This window comes from Pseudomonas sp. (assembly GCF_028293835.1).
In the GTDB taxonomy this organism is placed as follows: domain Bacteria; phylum Pseudomonadota; class Gammaproteobacteria; order Pseudomonadales; family Pseudomonadaceae; genus Aquipseudomonas.
This window is the reverse complement of record NZ_JAQGNX010000077.1, coordinates 1-17,174: the sequence shown is the minus strand read 5'-3', so window position 1 is coordinate 17,174 and position 17,174 is coordinate 1. Positions and strand designations below refer to the sequence as shown.

The 17,174-nt window shown below is 57.5% G+C and carries 15 protein-coding genes and 4 tRNA genes; 17 read left to right on the top strand and 2 right to left on the bottom strand.

Annotation, left to right across the window (positions count from 1 at the left end; genetic code table 11):
* Positions 1-126 precede the first annotated feature (126 nt).
* The 8 genes from JWR17_RS09475 to JWR17_RS09440 all read left to right on the top strand — a co-directional run bounded on the left by JWR17_RS09475 (position 127) and on the right by JWR17_RS09440 (position 3,608).
* Positions 127-202: transfer RNA gene (locus tag JWR17_RS09475), tRNA-Ala, on the top strand.
* Positions 203-282: 80 nt separating this feature from the next.
* A tRNA-Glu gene (locus JWR17_RS09470) sits at positions 283-358 on the top strand.
* A 50-nt stretch (positions 359-408) separates the two neighbouring features.
* Positions 409-484, top strand: a tRNA-Ala gene (locus tag JWR17_RS09465).
* 79 nt (positions 485-563) lie between these two features.
* Positions 564-639, top strand: a tRNA-Glu gene (locus JWR17_RS09460).
* 187 nt (positions 640-826) lie between these two features.
* Positions 827-1,366, top strand: coding sequence for a TetR/AcrR family transcriptional regulator (locus JWR17_RS09455; protein ID WP_299830575.1), 540 nt, complete (start codon positions 827-829; stop codon positions 1,364-1,366).
* Positions 1,367-1,451: 85 nt separating this feature from the next.
* Positions 1,452-1,892 (top strand): thioesterase family protein, encoded by a 441-nt coding sequence (locus JWR17_RS09450; RefSeq protein ID WP_299830573.1) that lies wholly within the window; start codon positions 1,452-1,454, stop codon positions 1,890-1,892.
* A gap of 73 nt (positions 1,893-1,965) precedes the next feature.
* Positions 1,966-2,925 carry a tRNA-dihydrouridine synthase gene (locus JWR17_RS09445; RefSeq protein WP_299830572.1) on the top strand — a complete coding sequence of 320 codons (960 nt, stop codon included), beginning with the start codon at positions 1,966-1,968 and terminating at the stop codon, positions 2,923-2,925.
* A gap of 239 nt (positions 2,926-3,164) precedes the next feature.
* Positions 3,165-3,608: an Hsp20 family protein gene (locus JWR17_RS09440; RefSeq protein ID WP_299830570.1), complete on the top strand. Its 444-nt coding sequence runs from the start codon at positions 3,165-3,167 to the stop codon at positions 3,606-3,608.
* 55 nt (positions 3,609-3,663) lie between these two features.
* Here JWR17_RS09440 and JWR17_RS09435 read toward each other — a convergent pair whose 3' ends face one another.
* On the bottom strand, positions 3,664-6,180 hold the full coding sequence (locus JWR17_RS09435; RefSeq protein WP_299830568.1) for a GGDEF domain-containing phosphodiesterase: 2,517 nt from the start codon (positions 6,178-6,180) through the stop codon (positions 3,664-3,666).
* A gap of 63 nt (positions 6,181-6,243) precedes the next feature.
* Positions 6,244-7,122 (bottom strand): LysR family transcriptional regulator, encoded by an 879-nt coding sequence (locus JWR17_RS09430; protein WP_299830566.1) that lies wholly within the window; start codon positions 7,120-7,122, stop codon positions 6,244-6,246.
* 163 nt (positions 7,123-7,285) lie between these two features.
* Between JWR17_RS09430 and leuC the strand changes: the two genes are divergently transcribed.
* From leuC to JWR17_RS09385, 9 genes are all read left to right on the top strand, one after another.
* Positions 7,286-8,710: a 3-isopropylmalate dehydratase large subunit gene (gene leuC / locus JWR17_RS09425; protein ID WP_299830564.1), complete on the top strand. Its 1,425-nt coding sequence runs from the start codon at positions 7,286-7,288 to the stop codon at positions 8,708-8,710.
* Between the two features lie 11 nt (positions 8,711-8,721).
* Entirely contained in the window at positions 8,722-9,363 is a 642-nt protein-coding gene (gene leuD, locus JWR17_RS09420; RefSeq protein ID WP_299830562.1) for a 3-isopropylmalate dehydratase small subunit, read from the top strand.
* 182 nt (positions 9,364-9,545) lie between these two features.
* On the top strand, positions 9,546-10,628 hold the full coding sequence (gene leuB / locus JWR17_RS09415; protein ID WP_299830560.1) for a 3-isopropylmalate dehydrogenase: 1,083 nt from the start codon (positions 9,546-9,548) through the stop codon (positions 10,626-10,628).
* Between the two features lie 71 nt (positions 10,629-10,699).
* The gene (asd, locus tag JWR17_RS09410; protein WP_299830558.1) at positions 10,700-11,812 is read left to right on the top strand and encodes an aspartate-semialdehyde dehydrogenase; all 1,113 of its coding nucleotides are present in this window, start codon (positions 10,700-10,702) and stop codon (positions 11,810-11,812) included.
* Positions 11,813-12,088: 276 nt separating this feature from the next.
* Positions 12,089-13,090, top strand: a complete 1,002-nt coding sequence (locus JWR17_RS09405; RefSeq protein WP_299830556.1) for a 2-dehydro-3-deoxygalactonokinase — start codon at positions 12,089-12,091, stop codon at positions 13,088-13,090.
* A gap of 1 nt (position 13,091) precedes the next feature.
* Complete coding sequence (locus JWR17_RS09400) at positions 13,092-13,712, top strand: 2-dehydro-3-deoxy-6-phosphogalactonate aldolase (RefSeq protein WP_299830554.1); 621 nt, start codon at positions 13,092-13,094, stop codon at positions 13,710-13,712.
* Positions 13,713-13,757: 45 nt separating this feature from the next.
* A complete protein-coding gene (gene dgoD / locus JWR17_RS09395) occupies positions 13,758-14,906 on the top strand; it encodes a galactonate dehydratase (RefSeq protein ID WP_299830552.1) in 1,149 nt (382 codons plus the stop codon).
* A 155-nt stretch (positions 14,907-15,061) separates the two neighbouring features.
* Positions 15,062-16,372 (top strand): MFS transporter, encoded by a 1,311-nt coding sequence (locus JWR17_RS09390; protein WP_299830551.1) that lies wholly within the window; start codon positions 15,062-15,064, stop codon positions 16,370-16,372.
* 57 nt (positions 16,373-16,429) lie between these two features.
* Positions 16,430-17,174, top strand: a 745-nt coding sequence (locus JWR17_RS09385) for an IclR family transcriptional regulator (protein WP_299830549.1), incomplete at its 3' end; no start/stop codon positions are given.

Sequence of the window (17,174 nt, the reverse complement as noted above, 5' to 3'; positions counted from 1 at the left end):
CGTGACCGGGCGTTTAATGGCTGCGGTGGTAAGTGGTTGTTATGCCGACGAAAAACAATGAAATTTGTTGAAAATAAATTTGACAGGTTAGCTGCTCGCGCTTAACATGCGCCCCGTCCACAACGTGGGGCTATAGCTCAGCTGGGAGAGCGCTTGCATGGCATGCAAGAGGTCAACGGTTCGATCCCGTTTAGCTCCACCAATTTGTACAGTTCAAGGTTTGGCCACACCGACCTTGAATCGATCACGACCCAGTCCTGATCACGTTGTATAGAAGGTTAAGTCCCCTTCGTCTAGTGGCCTAGGACACCGCCCTTTCACGGCGGTAACAGGGGTTCGAGTCCCCTAGGGGACGCCAGTTTCAAGAAGCAGCTGTGAAGAGCTGCTCCGCCGCAGGGCGATAAATTCGGGGCTATAGCTCAGCTGGGAGAGCGCTTGCATGGCATGCAAGAGGTCAACGGTTCGATCCCGTTTAGCTCCACCAATTTGTACGGTTCGAGGTTTGGCCACACAAACCTTGAATCGACCAGCCTCAGGCTGGTCATGTGTATAGAAGGTTTTGCGTCCCCTTCGTCTAGTGGCCTAGGACACCGCCCTTTCACGGCGGTAACAGGGGTTCGAGTCCCCTAGGGGACGCCACGATTTTCCCGTTATACGGGCCAAGGGTCATTCAATTATTGAATGGCCCTTTTGTTTTTGGGCCGCATTTTTCCGCTATTTCCCTTCCCGCTGAGTGTGTTCGCTGTGTCGCCGACCAGCGGAGCGCCGGCCGGCTTGCCAACATTATTATGCGAATAATATTCTCTGCGTAATATCAGGAGGCCACATGAACGACAAAAAAGCTCAAACACGTGATCGGATTCTTCAAGCGGCCAGCTCGGCCTTGATTACCCGTGGCCCCATCGAACCCAGCGTCAGCGAGGTGATGAGCGCGGCAGGTTTGACCGTCGGTGGTTTCTATGCGCACTTCGACAGCAAAGACGCCATGATGCTGGAGGTGTTCAGCCACTTGCTGTCACGTCGACGCGAAGCTCTGGAGGCCATTAGCGGCGATTTGCCGGGTGAGGAGCGCCGCAGGCTGCTGGCTGATTTCTACCTGTCGCGCAAACACCGGGACGCTTCTGAACTGGCTTGCCCGCTGCCCTCGACGGTCGGTGAGATGGCACGGCTTCCGGAAAGCTTTCGTCAGGCGCTGGCCGAACACGTGGAACTGATGACCGCCCAGCTGTCATCCAGCCCAGAAGAAGCCAATACCGCGCTGGCTGACGTGGCATTGATGCTGGGTGGCCTGGCGTTGGCACGTGCGTTGGGACCGGGTGATTTGTCGGACCGAGTGCTGCGTGCCGCCAAATCGGCAGTGCTCTGACGGCCTGACTTCACTTCATCTGGCCTTCCGTTACACTGCTCGGCAGTTGGCTTGCCTTCGAAGGGTAAGCAGGGAAGGGGTAACTATGAGCTGGGATCTGATTACACCATTCGTCATCGACCTGAACGTAACGTCTGACGACATCGACGGGCTGGGGCATGCCAATAACGCGGTGTACGTCACTTGGCTGGAGCGTTGCGCGTGGCGGCATTCGCAGCAACTCGGGCTGGACCTGACTGAGTACCGGCGCATTGATCGTGCAATGGCCGTGGTCCGCCATGAAATCGATTATTTGGCCAGCGCCTATGAAGACGATGTGCTGCAACTGGCCACTTGGATTGTCAGCTGGGATCAGCGCCTGAAAATGACTCGCCGGTTTCAGCTCAAGCGCCCGAGCGATGGCATGACGTTGCTGCGTGCCCAGACCACCTTCGTCTGCATCGAACTGTCCACCGGTAAGCCCAAGCGCATGCCTGCGGAATTTATCGAGGGCTACGGGCCAGCGCTGTTAAACCTTGCGACCTGACGCAGGCGACGCATAAATATTTCCAATCTGGAAGCCGCGCCGTAAACTGCCGGACTTTTTTCGAGTATGACCCATGCAAATTGCTCTGGCGCCCATGGAGGGGTTGGTTGACGACATCCTGCGCGATGTACTGACTCGGGTCGGTGGCATCGACTGGTGCGTGACCGAATTCATCCGGGTTTCCGAGCGTTTGATGCCTGCGCACTACTTCTATAAATACGCTTCGGAATTGCACACGGATGCTAAAACCGCTGCTGGCGTCCCGCTGCGCCTGCAACTGCTGGGTTCAGACCCTGTGTGCCTGGCCGAAAATGCGGCGTATGCCTGCGAGCTGGGTGCCCCGGTGCTGGACCTGAACTTCGGTTGCCCGGCCAAGACCGTCAATCGTTCCCGTGGCGGCGCTATCTTGCTTAAAGAGCCCGAGTTGCTGCACCGCATCGTCGAACACGTGCGCCGCGCGGTGCCTGCGCACATCCCCGTGACCGCTAAAATGCGCCTCGGTTACGAAAGCCCGGAAGGAGCGCTGGATTGCGCGCGGGCACTGGCTGACGGCGGTGCGGAACAGATCGTGGTGCATGCCCGGACCAAGGTCGATGGCTACAAACCGCCCGCGCACTGGGAATGGATCGGGCGGATTCAGGAAGTGGTCAAGGTGCCCATCATTGCCAACGGCGAAATCTGGACCGTGGACGACTGGCGCCGTTGCCGGGAAATATGTGGGGCGCGGGACATCATGATCGGCCGCGGACTGGTAGCGCGCCCGGACCTGGCGCGACAGATCGCGGCAGCTGACGCCGGTGAAGAGGTGGTTGAAATGACCTGGTCAGAACTACTGCCCATCGTGCACGTGTTTTGGCAGCACGCCCTGGAAAAAATGACCCCGATTCAAGCGCCCGGTCGCTTGAAGCAGTGGTTGGCGCTGCTGACCAAGAGCTACCCAGAAGCCTCAAGCCTGTTCAACACACTGCGTCGTGAGACCGATTGTCAGCGCATCGGTTACTTGATTGGGTTCCGGCACAGCGAAGCGGCGTAAACCGCGACCAATCCCATGCATTTCCTGTAGAGCCAACAATTGGCGCCTGCAAGCCCCGTATCCGCTGCGCGCAGCGTTGACGACGGGGCGAGATTTCCCACAGGCGACCAGTGGCAAAAAAAACGCGATAAATTTTTAAAATTCCCCTTGAAACCCAAATGGCGATCCATATCTAGGGCTCAAGCGATGCCGTAACCGGGTCGCGAAGACAACCACTCGCTGATTTCAGGAGAGATATCATGACCACTGCTTTCTCTTTAGCTCCGCTGTTCCGTCATTCCGTAGGCTTTGATCGTTTTAACGATTTGTTCGAGTCTGCCGCACGTAATGATTCGGCCAGCGGCTTCCCGCCCTACAACGTCGAGAAACACGCCGAGGACCAATACCGCATCGTTATCGCTGCGGCCGGTTTTCAGGAGCATGACCTTGAATTGCAGGTGGAAAAGGGCGTATTGACCGTCATTGGCAGCAAGCGTGAAAACGACGTCGAAGGCGTGAACTATTTGCATCAGGGCATTGCCCAGCGCGCGTTTAAATTGTCGTTCCGCTTGGCCGACCACATAGAGGTCAAAAACGCGGGCCTGGCTAACGGTCTGTTGAACATCGAGTTGTTGCGGCTGGTGCCAGAAGAGGCAAAGGCCAAGCGCATTCCGATCAATGATCAGAAAGCGCTACAGCATTGATCCACCGTTAAACAACAAAGGCGCCTCAGGGCGCCTTTGTTGTTACAGCTCATGTTCACAACCCGTCATCCGCACTCAACAACCCTATAAATCCCGCCAGCGGTAACGGCTCGCTGAACAGATACCCCTGATACAAATGACAATCCAACTGTTCAAGAAACCGTAATTGTTCCGGCTTTTCCACGCCTTCGGCGATGACCGCCAAATTCAGACTTTGCGCCATGGCAACGATGGCACGGATGATTTCCGCGTCGTTGGGGTCGGTGGTCGCGTCGCGGACGAAGGATTGGTCGATTTTCAGCGCATCCACAGGCAGCCGCTTGAGGTAGGTCAGCGACGAATAACCTGTGCCAAAGTCGTCCATAGCGAAGGTCACCCCCATTTTCTTCAGGCGGCGCATTTTGGCGATGGTGTCTTCCACATTCTGAATCACGATGCCTTCGGTAATTTCCAGCTTCAGCAATCGGGCTGGAAAGCGGTGACTGCGCAGGCTGCGCTCTACGCGCTCGACAAAATCGGCCTGGCGAAACTGCCGAGGGCTGATATTGACGCACATGCTGAAGTCGTCCGAATCAATCAGCCCTTGGTGCAACAACTGCCCGCCAGCTTTGCAGGCTTCGTCGAGGACCCAGCTACCGACCTCCAGGATCATCCCGCTTTCTTCCAGCACCCGAATGAACTGGGTGGGCGACAACGCCCCCAGTTGCGGGTGCTGCCAGCGCAACAATGCTTCGGCACCGACGATACGGTCGTCCCTGGCGTCCACCTGGGGTTGATACTGCAGGCTGAGCTCTCCGCGGATGAGGGCCAGGCGCAAATCGTTTTCCAGGCGTAAACGTTCGCTGGCCGCTTTTTGCATGGTGCTGTGAAACAGCTGTGTTGTGTTGCGTCCAGAGTCCTTGGCCCGGTACAGCGCAATGTCGGCGCGTTTAAGCAGGTCGGCCGGGGTCGAGCCGTGGTCTGGAATCAACGCTACGCCGATGCTTGGCGTCACCTGCAAACGCTGGCCATCGAGGAACATCGGCTCGGCGAGCAATTCGCGCAGGGTGTCGGCCAAGCCGCGTACTTGATGGGTGACTTCCATTCGGGTCCCCACCAGTCCGCTGAGCAACACCACAAACTCATCACCGCCCAGGCGCGCAACGGTGTCCTCGGCGCGGACCGTCGCCTCCAGTCGCGCGGTAATGATCTTCAGCACGCTATCGCCTACCGGATGGCCGAGGGAGTCGTTGATGTGCTTGAAGTGGTCGAGGTCGAGAAACAACAGGGCGCCACGCAGGTTTTGGCGTTTAAGCAGTCCGATCTGTTCGCTCAGGCGCTCCATCAACGCTGCGCGATTGGGCAGGTCGGTGAGCGGGTCGTGATAAGCCAGATGCTGAATCTGCGCCTGGGCGTTTTTTAACTGGCTGATGTCGCGTGCGGTCAATAGGAGGCAAGCGGTTCCGTTGAGCGTGATAGGTTCTACCGAGACATCGACTGTCAGCTGTTCGCCGTTGGTATTGCAGGCCTGCATCTCCCGGTGATGCACGCGGCCAGATTTTTGCAATTCGCCGACCAGCAGCGCGCGTTGGTTATTGTCGGCCCAGATCCCTACATCATAGATTGTGCGGCCAATGACGTTTTCGCTGGTGTAACCGGTTAATCGGCAAAAGCCATCGTTCACCTCAAGGTAGCGGCCCGAGTCACGCTCGGTGATGATGATGGCGTCGGGGCTGGAGTGGAATGCCTTGGCGAACTTCTCTTCAGAGCTGGTCAGGCGTTGCTCGCGCTCGACCTGGTCGGTGATATCGAGCAAAGTGCCGGCCATGCGTAACGGGTGACCATGGCTGTCGCGGTACAGGCGGGCACGGCTTTCGAGGAAGCGTGAGCAGCCGTTTTCCAGCTGGATGCGGTAAGTGATCTGGTAATTACCGGCCGCGCCTTCGCGCAAGCTGCGGTACGTATCACGCATGTTACTGCGTTCTTCGACTGGCACGCCGTCGAAAAACGAGTCGAAAGGCTCGTGGAACGGCTCCGCCGGCAGGCCATGTAGTTCGGCTGAGCGGGCCGAGCCGTACAGCATGCCCGAAGGGATGTGCCAGTCCCAAGTGCCCAGTTGAGCCGAATCCAGGGCCAAATCCAGGCGTTCCTGACTTTCCTTCAGCGCTTGTTCGGCGCGTTTGTGTTCGGTGTTGTCGAGAAAGGTGCTGAGCACATAGGCGCAGCCGTCGAGTTCGATTTTTTGCGCACAAAGGGTGCCGTCCAGGGTACTGCCGCTGCTGTTATTAAACTGCACTTCGAGACTGACCGGCTTCGGTTTGCCTTCGATCAACCGCAGGATTTGCAAGCGCTGTAGCGGATCAGTCCACAAACCGATGTCGACAGTCGTGCGGCCCAGAACCTCATGTATTGACCAACCCAGCAGGCTTTCGAAATAACGATTGGCCTCGCAGATCAGGCCATCCTCCAGGCGCGTCAGGAGGACAACATTAGGGCTGAGGTTGTACAGGGTGGCAAAGCGTTGCTCCGAGCTGCTGAGCTCAGTCGCCTGGCTGAGCGCCAGGAAGGGCAAGTTGTCAGCTGTATTGGGCATCGTTCAACAACCTTTAATGCGTCAGCGAACAAGAGGACCTGTTGGTACTGGAAAGGCCCACGGTCAGGAAAGCACTTTTTGTGCGTCGAGCAATGCCATGAACGCCCGGGCAGCATTGGACAGCGTGCGCTCGGTATGCACGATGTAGCCTAGCTGCCGCGTGAGTTGTATACCGGGTAGAATAATGCGCGCCACCTGATCATCAAGCATGGTACGTGGCAATACGCTCCACGCCAATCCAATGGAAACCATCATTTTAATGGTCTCCATATAGTTGGTGCTCATGGCGATATTGGGTTTCAATCCTTGTGCTTCACACAGGCGCAAAACGATGTGGTGGGTAAAGGTGTGTTCACCGGGAAACACCGCGGGGTAGGCCGCGACGTCGGTCAAACTGACCTCGCCACGGTTGACCAAGGGATGCTCCGGGGCCGCGACGAAATCCAGCGGGTCATCCCAGACCAAAACGGCCTTCACCAGCGCGTGAGGGGCGGGCGCCAGGGTAATGACGGCGAGTTCCGCACGGCCATGGAGGATTTCATCGTAAGCCACTTCTGAATCAAGAAACTGGATGTCCAGCGCTACCTCGGGGTAGCGTCGAGTATATTCGCGCAATAGAGGCGGTAGACGGTGCAATCCGATGTGATGGCTGGTGGCCAGGGTGAGGCGTCCGCTGACTTCCCCGGTAAGGTTGTTCAATGCCCGCCGTGTATCATCCAGCACACTCAGAATTTGATAGGCCCGCGGCAATAACGCCCGCCCAGCTTCGGTCAGGCTGACTTCCCGGCCCAGCCGGTCGAACAGCCTGACACTGAGTTGCTGTTCCAGCCCGGCGATCCGTTTGCTGATCGCAGGTTGGGTCAAGTGCAAACGCTCGCCCGCTGTGGAAAAACCACCGGTCTCGGCAATAGCAATAAAGGCGTTAAGATTGGCCAAGTCCATGTCGTATTCCAGTAAGTTATCCAAAGCATAAAAATTATGAATTTGAGTTATTTAATCATACCTCATACGATTCACCTCACAAGCCACGAGGTCATTGTGTTAACCAGTTATAAAATCGGGACACAACGATCGGCATGAATTACCGCTGATGAGGAAACGTCTGATGGCCGGCAAAACGCTCTACGACAAGCTTTGGGATTCGCATTTGGTTAAACAGCGCGACGACGGTTCTGCGCTGCTTTATATCGACCGTCACATCATTCATGAAGTGACGTCGCCGCAAGCCTTCGAAGGTTTGCGCCTGGCCAAGCGCACACCATGGCGGATCGATGCCAACATTGCGACCGTGGATCACAACGTGCCGACTACTCCAGACCGCTTGGGCGGGATCGAGGCCATCGTCGACCAGGTGTCGCGCCTGCAGGTGCAGACCCTTGACGACAACTGCGACGAATACGGCATTACCGAATTCAAGATGAACGATCCGCGTCAGGGCATCGTTCACGTGATTGGTCCCGAGCAGGGCGCGACCTTGCCCGGCATGACCGTGGTCTGCGGCGATTCGCACACCTCCACCCACGGCGCGTTCGGTGCTTTGGCCCATGGCATCGGTACGTCGGAAGTCGAGCATGTGCTCGCCACCCAATGTCTGGTGGCCAAGAAGATGAAAAACATGCTGGTCTCGGTCGAAGGCACATTGCCGTTTGGCGTGACGGCTAAAGACATCGTGCTGGCGATCATCGGTAAGATCGGCACTGCAGGCGGCAATGGCCACGCCATCGAATTCGCCGGTAGCGCGATCCGTGACTTGTCGGTGGAAGGGCGCATGACCATCTGCAACATGTCCATCGAAGCCGGTGCCCGTGTTGGCCTGGTGGCCACCGATGAGAAGACCGTCGCTTATGTGAAAGGTCGTCCTTTTGCCCCGAAAGGCGCGGAATGGGACATGGCCGTCGAGTCATGGAAAGATCTGGTAACTGATGCCGATGCGGTTTTCGATACCGTGGTCAGGCTGGACGCTACTCAGATCAAACCACAAGTCAGCTGGGGCACTTCCCCGGAAATGGTCCTGGCGGTTGACCAGAACGTGCCAGACCCGGCGCAAGAAGCTGATCTGGTCAAGCGCGGTTCGATTGAGCGTGCGCTGAAGTACATGGGCTTGAAAGCCAATCAGGCCATCACCGATATCCAGCTGGATCGGGTGTTCATTGGGTCTTGCACTAACTCGCGGATCGAAGATTTGCGCGCGGCAGCCGACATTGCCAAAGGCAATAAAGTGGCTTCGACCATCAAACAAGCGATCGTGGTACCGGGTTCGGGTCTGATAAAAGCGCAGGCCGAAAAAGAAGGGCTGGACAAGATATTTCTTGAGGCCGGTTTCGAGTGGCGTGAACCAGGCTGCTCCATGTGCCTGGCGATGAACCCGGACCGCCTGGAATCCGGCGAGCATTGTGCCTCCACGTCCAACCGTAACTTTGAAGGCCGTCAAGGCGCAGGAGGCCGTACGCACCTGGTCAGCCCGGCCATGGCTGCGGCAGCGGCAATTAATGGTCGATTCGTCGACGTTCGCAACTTGATCCAACACTAAGGAGCCCCCGCATGAAAGCATTTACTCAGCACACCGGCCTTGTCGCTCCTTTGGATCGTGCCAACGTTGACACCGATCAGATTATTCCCAAGCAGTTTTTGAAGTCCATCCGCCGCACGGGCTTTGGGCCGAACCTGTTTGATGAGTGGCGCTACCTGGACATCGGGCAGCCGTATCAGGACAATTCCAAGCGTCCGCTGAACATGGATTTCGTGCTTAACCACGAGCGTTATCAAGGCGCCAGCGTACTGCTCGCCCGTGAGAACTTCGGCTGCGGTTCCAGCCGTGAACACGCGCCGTGGGCATTGGACGAGTATGGTTTTTGCAGCGTTATCGCACCGAGCTACGCTGATATTTTCTTCAACAACAGCTTCAAGAATGGCCTGTTGCCGATCATCCTCAGTGAAGCTGAAGTCGACGAGCTGTTTGAGCAGGTTGCTGCCAATCCGGGTTATGAGTTGAACATTGACCTGGCAACGCAGACGGTGACCCGACCAGACGGTAAAGTGCTGAGCTTTGAAGTGGACGCATTCCGTAAGCATTGCCTGCTCAACGGCCTCGATGACATCGGTTTGACCCTGATGGACGCCGATGCGATTGCCAGCTTTGAAGGCAAGCACCGCGCGAGCCAGCCTTGGTTGTTTCGCGGCTGACGGGTCTGTATTGCCGGGGTGACGTGTCATACACGCCACGTTAGAACGTATTATCTGTAGGCGCCAACGTGTTGGCGAGACTGCGTATTTGGCACACCCGTCAGACGCCTCGCCAACACGTTGGCTCCTACAGAAGGTTTTGACCATTAAACGTAATTTGTTTTGAAAGAATTGAGGAAACCATGAGCAAGCAGATTCTGATTCTCCCAGGTGATGGCATCGGCCCTGAAATCATGGCTGAGGCGGTCAAGGTGCTGGAACTGGCCAATGACAAATATCAGTTGGGTTTTGAACTCAGTCACGATCTGATTGGCGGTTCGGCCATCGATAAGCATGGCGTGCCGTTGGCTGATGAAACCCTGGCCCGTGCCCGGGTGGCCGACGCGGTGTTGCTCGGTGCGGTGGGGGGACCCAAGTGGGACAAACTGGACCGTTCGATTCGTCCGGAAAAGGGCCTGTTGAAGATTCGCTCGGAACTTAAACTGTTCGCAAACCTGCGCCCGGCGATTCTGTATCCGCAACTGGCTGAAGCGTCGACCTTGAAGCCAGAGGTTGTGGCGGGGCTGGATATTCTCATCGTTCGCGAACTGACCGGTGGTATCTATTTCGGTGCCCCGCGCGGCATCCGAACCCTCGATAATGGTGAGCGCCAAGGCTACAACACGCTGCCGTACAGCGAGAGTGAAATCCGCCGTATTGCCCGTGCAGGCTTTGACATGGCGCGCCTGCGCAGCAAGAAGTTGTGTTCGGTAGACAAAGCCAACGTGCTTGAAGCCAGCCAGCTATGGCGCGAAGTGGTCGAAGAAGTGGCCAAGGATTACCCTGACGTCGAATTGAGCCACATGTACGTCGACAACGCTGCGATGCAATTGGTCAAGGCGCCGAAACAGTTCGATGTGATCGTCACCGAAAACATGTTCGGCGACATCCTGTCCGATCAGGCGTCGATGCTCACCGGTTCCATCGGCATGCTGCCGTCGGCCTCGCTGGACATCAACAACAAGGGCATGTACGAGCCGTGCCATGGTTCGGCGCCAGACATTGCCGGGCAGGGCATTGCCAACCCGTTGGCAACGATTCTGTCGGTATCGATGATGTTACGTTACAGCTTCAACCTGACCGCTGCAGCCGAAGCCATCGAGAAGGCTGTGAGCCTGGTTCTCGATCAGGGTTTGCGCACCGGCGACATCTGGTCGGCGGGCAACGCCAAGGTTGGCACGCAGGAAATGGGCGATGCAGTAGTCGCCGCGCTGCGGAATCTGTAATCTCTCGGGTCCGCTGCCTCCAACGCCGTTAGAGGCAGCGTCCCACTTTTTGTTTTAAGGGTGTAGTTGCGATGAAACGTGTAGGTCTGATCGGTTGGCGCGGTATGGTCGGTTCCGTGCTCATGCAGCGGATGCTGGAAGAGCAGGATTTTGATCTCATCGAGCCGGTATTCTTTTCAACGTCCAACATCGGTGGTCAAGGCCCGGCTGTGGGCAAGGATACCGCGCCGCTGAAAGATGCTTACAGCATCGATGAACTGAAAACCCTGGATGTGGTGCTGACCTGCCAAGGCGGCGACTACACCAATGAAGTGTTCCCGAAGCTGCGTGAAGCGGGCTGGAAAGGCTACTGGATTGATGCCGCCTCGAGCCTGCGCATGCAGGACGATGCTGTGATCGTGCTGGACCCGGTGAACCGTCGGGTCATTGACCAGCAACTGGACGCCGGGACCAAGAATTATATTGGCGGAAACTGCACGGTCAGCTTGATGTTGATGGGCCTGGGCGGCTTGTTCGAAGCCGGTCTGGTGGAGTGGATGAACGTCATGACGTATCAGGCCGCCTCTGGGGCTGGCGCGCAGAATATGCGTGAACTGATCAAGCAAATGGGCGCCGCTCACGCTTCAGTGGCTGACGAACTGGCGAACCCTGCCAGCGCGATCCTCGACATTGATCGCAAGGTGGCTGAAGCCATGCGCGGCGAAGGTTTCCCGACGGAAAACTTTGGCGTGCCATTGGCCGGCAGCTTGATCCCGTGGATCGACAAGGAATTGCCAAACGGCCAGAGCCGTGAAGAGTGGAAAGGCCAGGCTGAGACCAACAAGATTCTGGGTCGCTTCAAGAGCCCGATTCCGGTGGACGGTATCTGTGTGCGCATCGGCGCCATGCGTTGCCACAGCCAGGCATTGACCATCAAGCTGAACAAAGATGTGCCCATTGCCGACATCGAAGGCATGATCAGCCAGCACAACCCTTGGGTGAAGCTGGTGCCAAACCACCGCGAAGCCAGCATCCATGACCTGAGCCCAACGGCAGTGACCGGCACCATGAGCATCCCGGTAGGGCGCTTGCGCAAGCTGAACATGGGTTCACAATACCTGGGCGCGTTTACCGTGGGCGACCAATTGCTATGGGGCGCCGCCGAACCGCTGCGCCGCATGCTACGGATCCTCCTGGAACGTTGATTCAGTAAACGCTTAAGAAAAACCCGCGCCTCCCCGGAGACGCGGGTTTTTTTGTGCCTGCATTTCAGCGTTGACCCATTCCCGGCAGGGCCGAACGTGTTCGTGAAGAAGGTGTGTCCGAGCCCATAACGGATCCCACCGAACCGATATTCGAGTTCGCTAGTCCCTATATATGGGATATGTTTTTACATATTGAGATATTTTACCGTTTAGGTTTATAGTCGTTGCATGCCGCGAAAGTGGCACCTTCATACCCGAACAATAAAAGGTGAAGCGATGCAGGCGCAATTGATCGCCCTCGATTGGGGAACGACCTCACTTCGTGCATATCGGCTTGGCGATCACGGCCAGGTGTTGGAACAACGCACCCTGAGCGCAGGCATCATGCAGCTGCCGACCACGCCGCGGCTGATCGCTGGCGTCATGTGCTCCGAGGGATTTGAACTGGCTTTCGACGAAGCCTGCGGTGACTGGCTTGACGCGCAGCCCGGTACGCCGGTTATTGCGTGCGGCATGGTCGGCAGCGCTCAGGGCTGGCGCGAAGCGGTGTACCGCGAAACCCCGGCTGACGTCGCGAGTCTCAGTGCAACATTGCAAACGGTGCGCAGTGTGCGTGGGGTTGACGTTCATATCGTCCCCGGTGTGTTGCAGCGCTCTGCGTTGCCTAACGTAATGCGCGGCGAAGAAACCCAAGTGCTGGGGATTCTGGCCAGCTTGCCCGCCGGCCCCTCTGAACAGTCATTATTGATCGGCTTGCCGGGCAGCCATTCAAAATGGGTGCAGGTGGCCGATGGTCGCATCGTGCATTTCGATACGTTTATGACCGGCGAGGTATATGCCGCGCTCAGCACCCATACCATCCTTGCTCGGACCATGCGTAGCCGTGAAACATTCGACGCCGACGCGTTTGATCGCGGCGTCAAGGTGGCGCTGTCAGACGACGGTGCCGCTGGACCGCTGTCGACGATTTTCAGTTGCCGGGCCTTGGGTTTGACCGGTGAATTGAGCCCGGACGCACAGCCGGATTACCTGTCCGGGTTGTTGATCGGTCACGAACTGGTGGCGCTGGCCGTATTGCAACGCCAGCGCCAGGGTCCAAATACAGAACTTCCCCCTATCATCCTGATCGGCAATGCCCAGCTTTGCGCGCGCTATTCGCGTGCACTGGCTGCCTGCGGTTTCCCTCAGGTGACCTTGGCCCAACAGGCCACCGAACGCGGTTTGTGGCAGTTGGCGGTGCAGGCCAACTTGCTCAAACCTACTCTTGCAGAGGTCTGACATGCTTAAAGACGCACTGGTAAAAAACGGTTTGATCGCAATTCTCCGTGGTCTGCGCCCTGAAGAGGCGCCTGCCATTGGCGACGTATTGTACAAGGCCGGCTTTCGGGTCATTGAAGTGCCGCTCAATTCGCCGCAGCCCTACGACAGCATCCGGATCTTGCGTCAGTCGCTGCCTGCCGATTGCCTGATCGGTGCCGGCACGGTATTGACCCCGGAGCAGGTCGGTCTGGTCAAAGAGGCGGGCGGGCAGGTCATCGTCATGCCCCACAGCGACCCAAAAGTGCTACGGGCTGCGAAAGCCGCAGGTTTGTACCTGTCGCCCGGTGTTGCAACGCCTACCGAAGCGTTCGCCGCCCTGGCTGAAGGCGCCGATGTGCTCAAGCTGTTTCCGGCCGAGCAAATAGGTCCGGCGGTGGTCAAGGCGTTCCTGGCGGTGCTGCCAAAGGGCACCGCATTAATTCCGGTAGGCGGCATTACCCCAGACAACATGCAGGTGTTTATCGACGCGGGCGTGTCGGGGTTTGGTCTCGGTTCCGGCCTGTTCAAACCGGGCATGAGCGCCGCCGAGGTTGCCGAACGGGCCAAGGCCTACATGACGGCCTGGAACGAATTGCATTGATTTGATCGACGCCCGGAGCGTCGCACTTAATAAGAGAACGTACACATGAAAATCATCAAACTCACTACGTACATCGTCCCGCCGCGTTGGTTGTTTCTCAAGATCGAAACCGATGAAGGCGTGACCGGTTGGGGCGAGCCTGTGGTTGAAGGGCGTGCGCATACCGTGGCCGCCGCCGTTGAAGAGTTGTCCGATTACCTGATCGGCAAGGACCCACGCAACATTGAAGACATCTGGACCGTGCTTTATCGCGGCGGTTTTTACCGTGGCGGCGCGATCCATATGAGCGCGTTGGCAGGGATTGACCAGGCGCTGTGGGACATCAAGGGCAAGGCGTTGGGTGTTTCGGTCAGCGACCTGTTGGGTGGCCAGGTGCGCGACAAGATTCGCGTGTATTCATGGATCGGCGGTGACCGTCCTGCGGAGACTGCAAAGGCAGCCAAAGAAGCGGTTGAGCGGGGGTTCACCGCAGTGAAAATGAACGGCACCGAGGAACTGCAGTTTCTCGATACCTTCGACAAAGTCGAGCTGGCTCTGGCCAATGTCGCCGCCGTGCGCGATGCCGTGGGACCCAATGTTGGCATCGGCGTCGACTTCCATGGTCGGGTCCACAAACCCATGGCCAAGGTGCTGATGAAGGAGTTGGATCAGTTCAAGCTGATGTTCATCGAAGAGCCGGTGCTTAGCGAAAACTACGAGGCGCTCAAGGAATTGGCGCCTCTCACCAGCACGCCCATTGCCCTCGGCGAGCGCTTGTTCTCGCGCTGGGACTTCAAGCGGATCCTGAGCGAAGGCTACGTCGACATTATTCAGCCAGATGCTTCCCACGCGGGCGGTATCACCGAGACTCGCAAGATTGCCAACATGGCCGAAGCCTACGACGTGGCGCTGGCATTGCATTGCCCGCTGGGACCGATTGCCTTGGCGGCGTGTCTGCAACTGGACGCGGTTTGTTACAACGCGTTCATTCAGGAGCAGAGCCTGGGCATCCACTACAACGAAAGCAATGACCTGCTGGATTACATCAAGAACCCGGAAGTGTTTGATTACGACAAAGGCATGGTCAAGATTCCCAACGGGCCAGGCCTGGGCATTGAGATCAACGAGGAATACGTCAAGGAACGGGCCGCCATCGGTCACCGCTGGCGCAACCCGATCTGGCGTCATGCCGATGGCAGTTTTGCTGAGTGGTAGATCTCGGTTGCTAACAGCACCTGTAGGAGCCAACTTGTTGGCGAGGCGGTGTGTCAGACGACCCGCCGCGTAAGACCCTTCGCCACAAATTGGCTCCTACAGAAACCCTCCAGACCGCGCAAACGCCTTCAAAACCATAATAAGAGGCACTCCCCATGCAACCTGAAGCCCCAGCGGCAAAGGCGTCGCTTGTGACGCCCAGCCGTAAGCGTTTTTTCATCATGGTGCTGCTGTTCATCACTGTCGTGATCAACTACCTGGACCGCAGCAACCTGTCGATTGCGGCCCCGGCCCTGACCACTGAACTGGGTATCGACCCTATACACGTGGGCCTGATCTTCTCGGCGTTCGGCTGGACTTACGCCGCCATGCAATTGCCCGGCGGCTGGCTGGTTGACCGCGTACCGCCGCGTATTCTTTACACCGCCGCATTGCTGCTGTGGTCGCTGGCGACCATTCTGCTGGGGTTCGCTGCGAGCTTTATCGCCTTGTTTTTCCTGCGTCTGGCGGTAGGGGCGATGGAAGCACCGGCGTATCCCATCAACAGTCGCGTGGTCACCACCTGGTTCCCCGAGCGCGAACGGGCAACCGCCATCGGTTTTTATACTTCCGGGCAATTTGTCGGCCTGGCGTTCCTGACCCCGGTCCTGGCCTGGCTGCAAGCGCAGTATGGCTGGCACATGGTGTTCATCTCTACCGGGGTTATTGGCGTGATCTGGGCGCTGATCTGGTTCATGGTGTATCGCGAACCGCGTGATTTCAAAGGCATCAATGAGGCGGAAATTGACCTGATTCGCGAGGGTGGCGGGTTGGTGGATATCCAGGCCACCACCGAGAAAAACAAGCGCGGCTTCAGTTGGTTGGACTTGGGTATTGTCCTCAGCAAACGCAAACTGTGGGGTATCTACCTTGGCCAGTTTTGCCTGAATTCCACGTTGTGGTTCTTCCTGACATGGTTCCCAACCTATCTGGTGAAGTACCGGGGCATGGACTTCATCAAGTCCGGGCTGTTGGCGTCCTTGCCGTTTCTCGCTGCCTTCGTCGGTGTGCTGTGTTCAGGATTCTTCTCTGATTGGCTGATCCGTCTGGGTCACAGTGTGGGCTTTGCACGCAAGTTGCCAATCATTGGCGGGCTGTTAATTTCCACCTCGATCATCGGTGCCAATTTCGTCGAATCCACGCCCTTGGTCATCGCATTTCTGGCCCTGGCGTTCTTCGGTAATGGCCTGGCGTCGATCACTTGGTCATTGGTGTCTACCCTGGCACCGGCCCGTTTGTTGGGGCTGACGGGCGGCACGTTTAACTTCATCGGTAATTTGTCGGCGATTACCACGCCTATTGTGATTGGTTTTCTCGCCACCGGAGATTCGTTCGCGCCGGGGATTACCTACATCTCGGTGCTGGCGCTGATCGGTGCGCTTTCGTACATTTTGCTGGTGGGCAAGGTCGAACGCATCGAGTTGTAACCGCTGCCAGCGGGCGGCGATAATGCCGTCCGCGTTCTGATTTGATAAGGCATTGATATGCAACATGATTCAATCGCCACGGCGAACACTGCGGTGAAAGACAAGGACCCGGCGCCCACGGGTACGCAAACCCTGCTGCGCGGCCTTGGGGTGGTTCAGGCGGTAGCCGGCGGTGCCAGAGACCTAAAGGAGATCGCACGGATTATTGGCACAACGCGCAGCACGACTCATCGTTTGGTCAGTTGTCTGGTTGAGGAGCGTTACCTGCGAGTATTGCCGCAAGTGGGCTACTTATTGGGTCCTAAGCTGATCGAGTTGGGCTTTCAGGCGCGAGAAGAAGTGCCGCTGGCAATACTGGCGCGCTCGTATCTGGACGAGCTTTCGGCGCTGACCGGCGACACCGTGCATTTGGCGATTCGTGAAGGCGACGAGGTGCTGTACCTGCACAAGAACCCTGGCCGTAACGGCCCTGAAATGCGCTCGCGGGTGGGCCATCGCATGCCGTTGGCCCGCACCGGGATCGGCAAGGCCATGATGATCGACTGCACGCAGGACGAGTGGCTGCGGTTGTACCAGAGCAGCCTGCCGGTTGATGGCAAGGCGACGTTGTGGCCCCAGCACCGTGAGCAGACCTGGGGACAGTTTCAGCAGCGGATGCAGGAGTATGTAGCGGGGGGCTATGCGTTCGATCTGGAGGACAACGAACCGTCGATTCTCTGTGTGGCGGCTCCTGTTCGTGTTTCCAGCAACTTGATTGTCGCTGGCATCAGCATTGCCAGTACCTTGCCTTATATGCCACTGG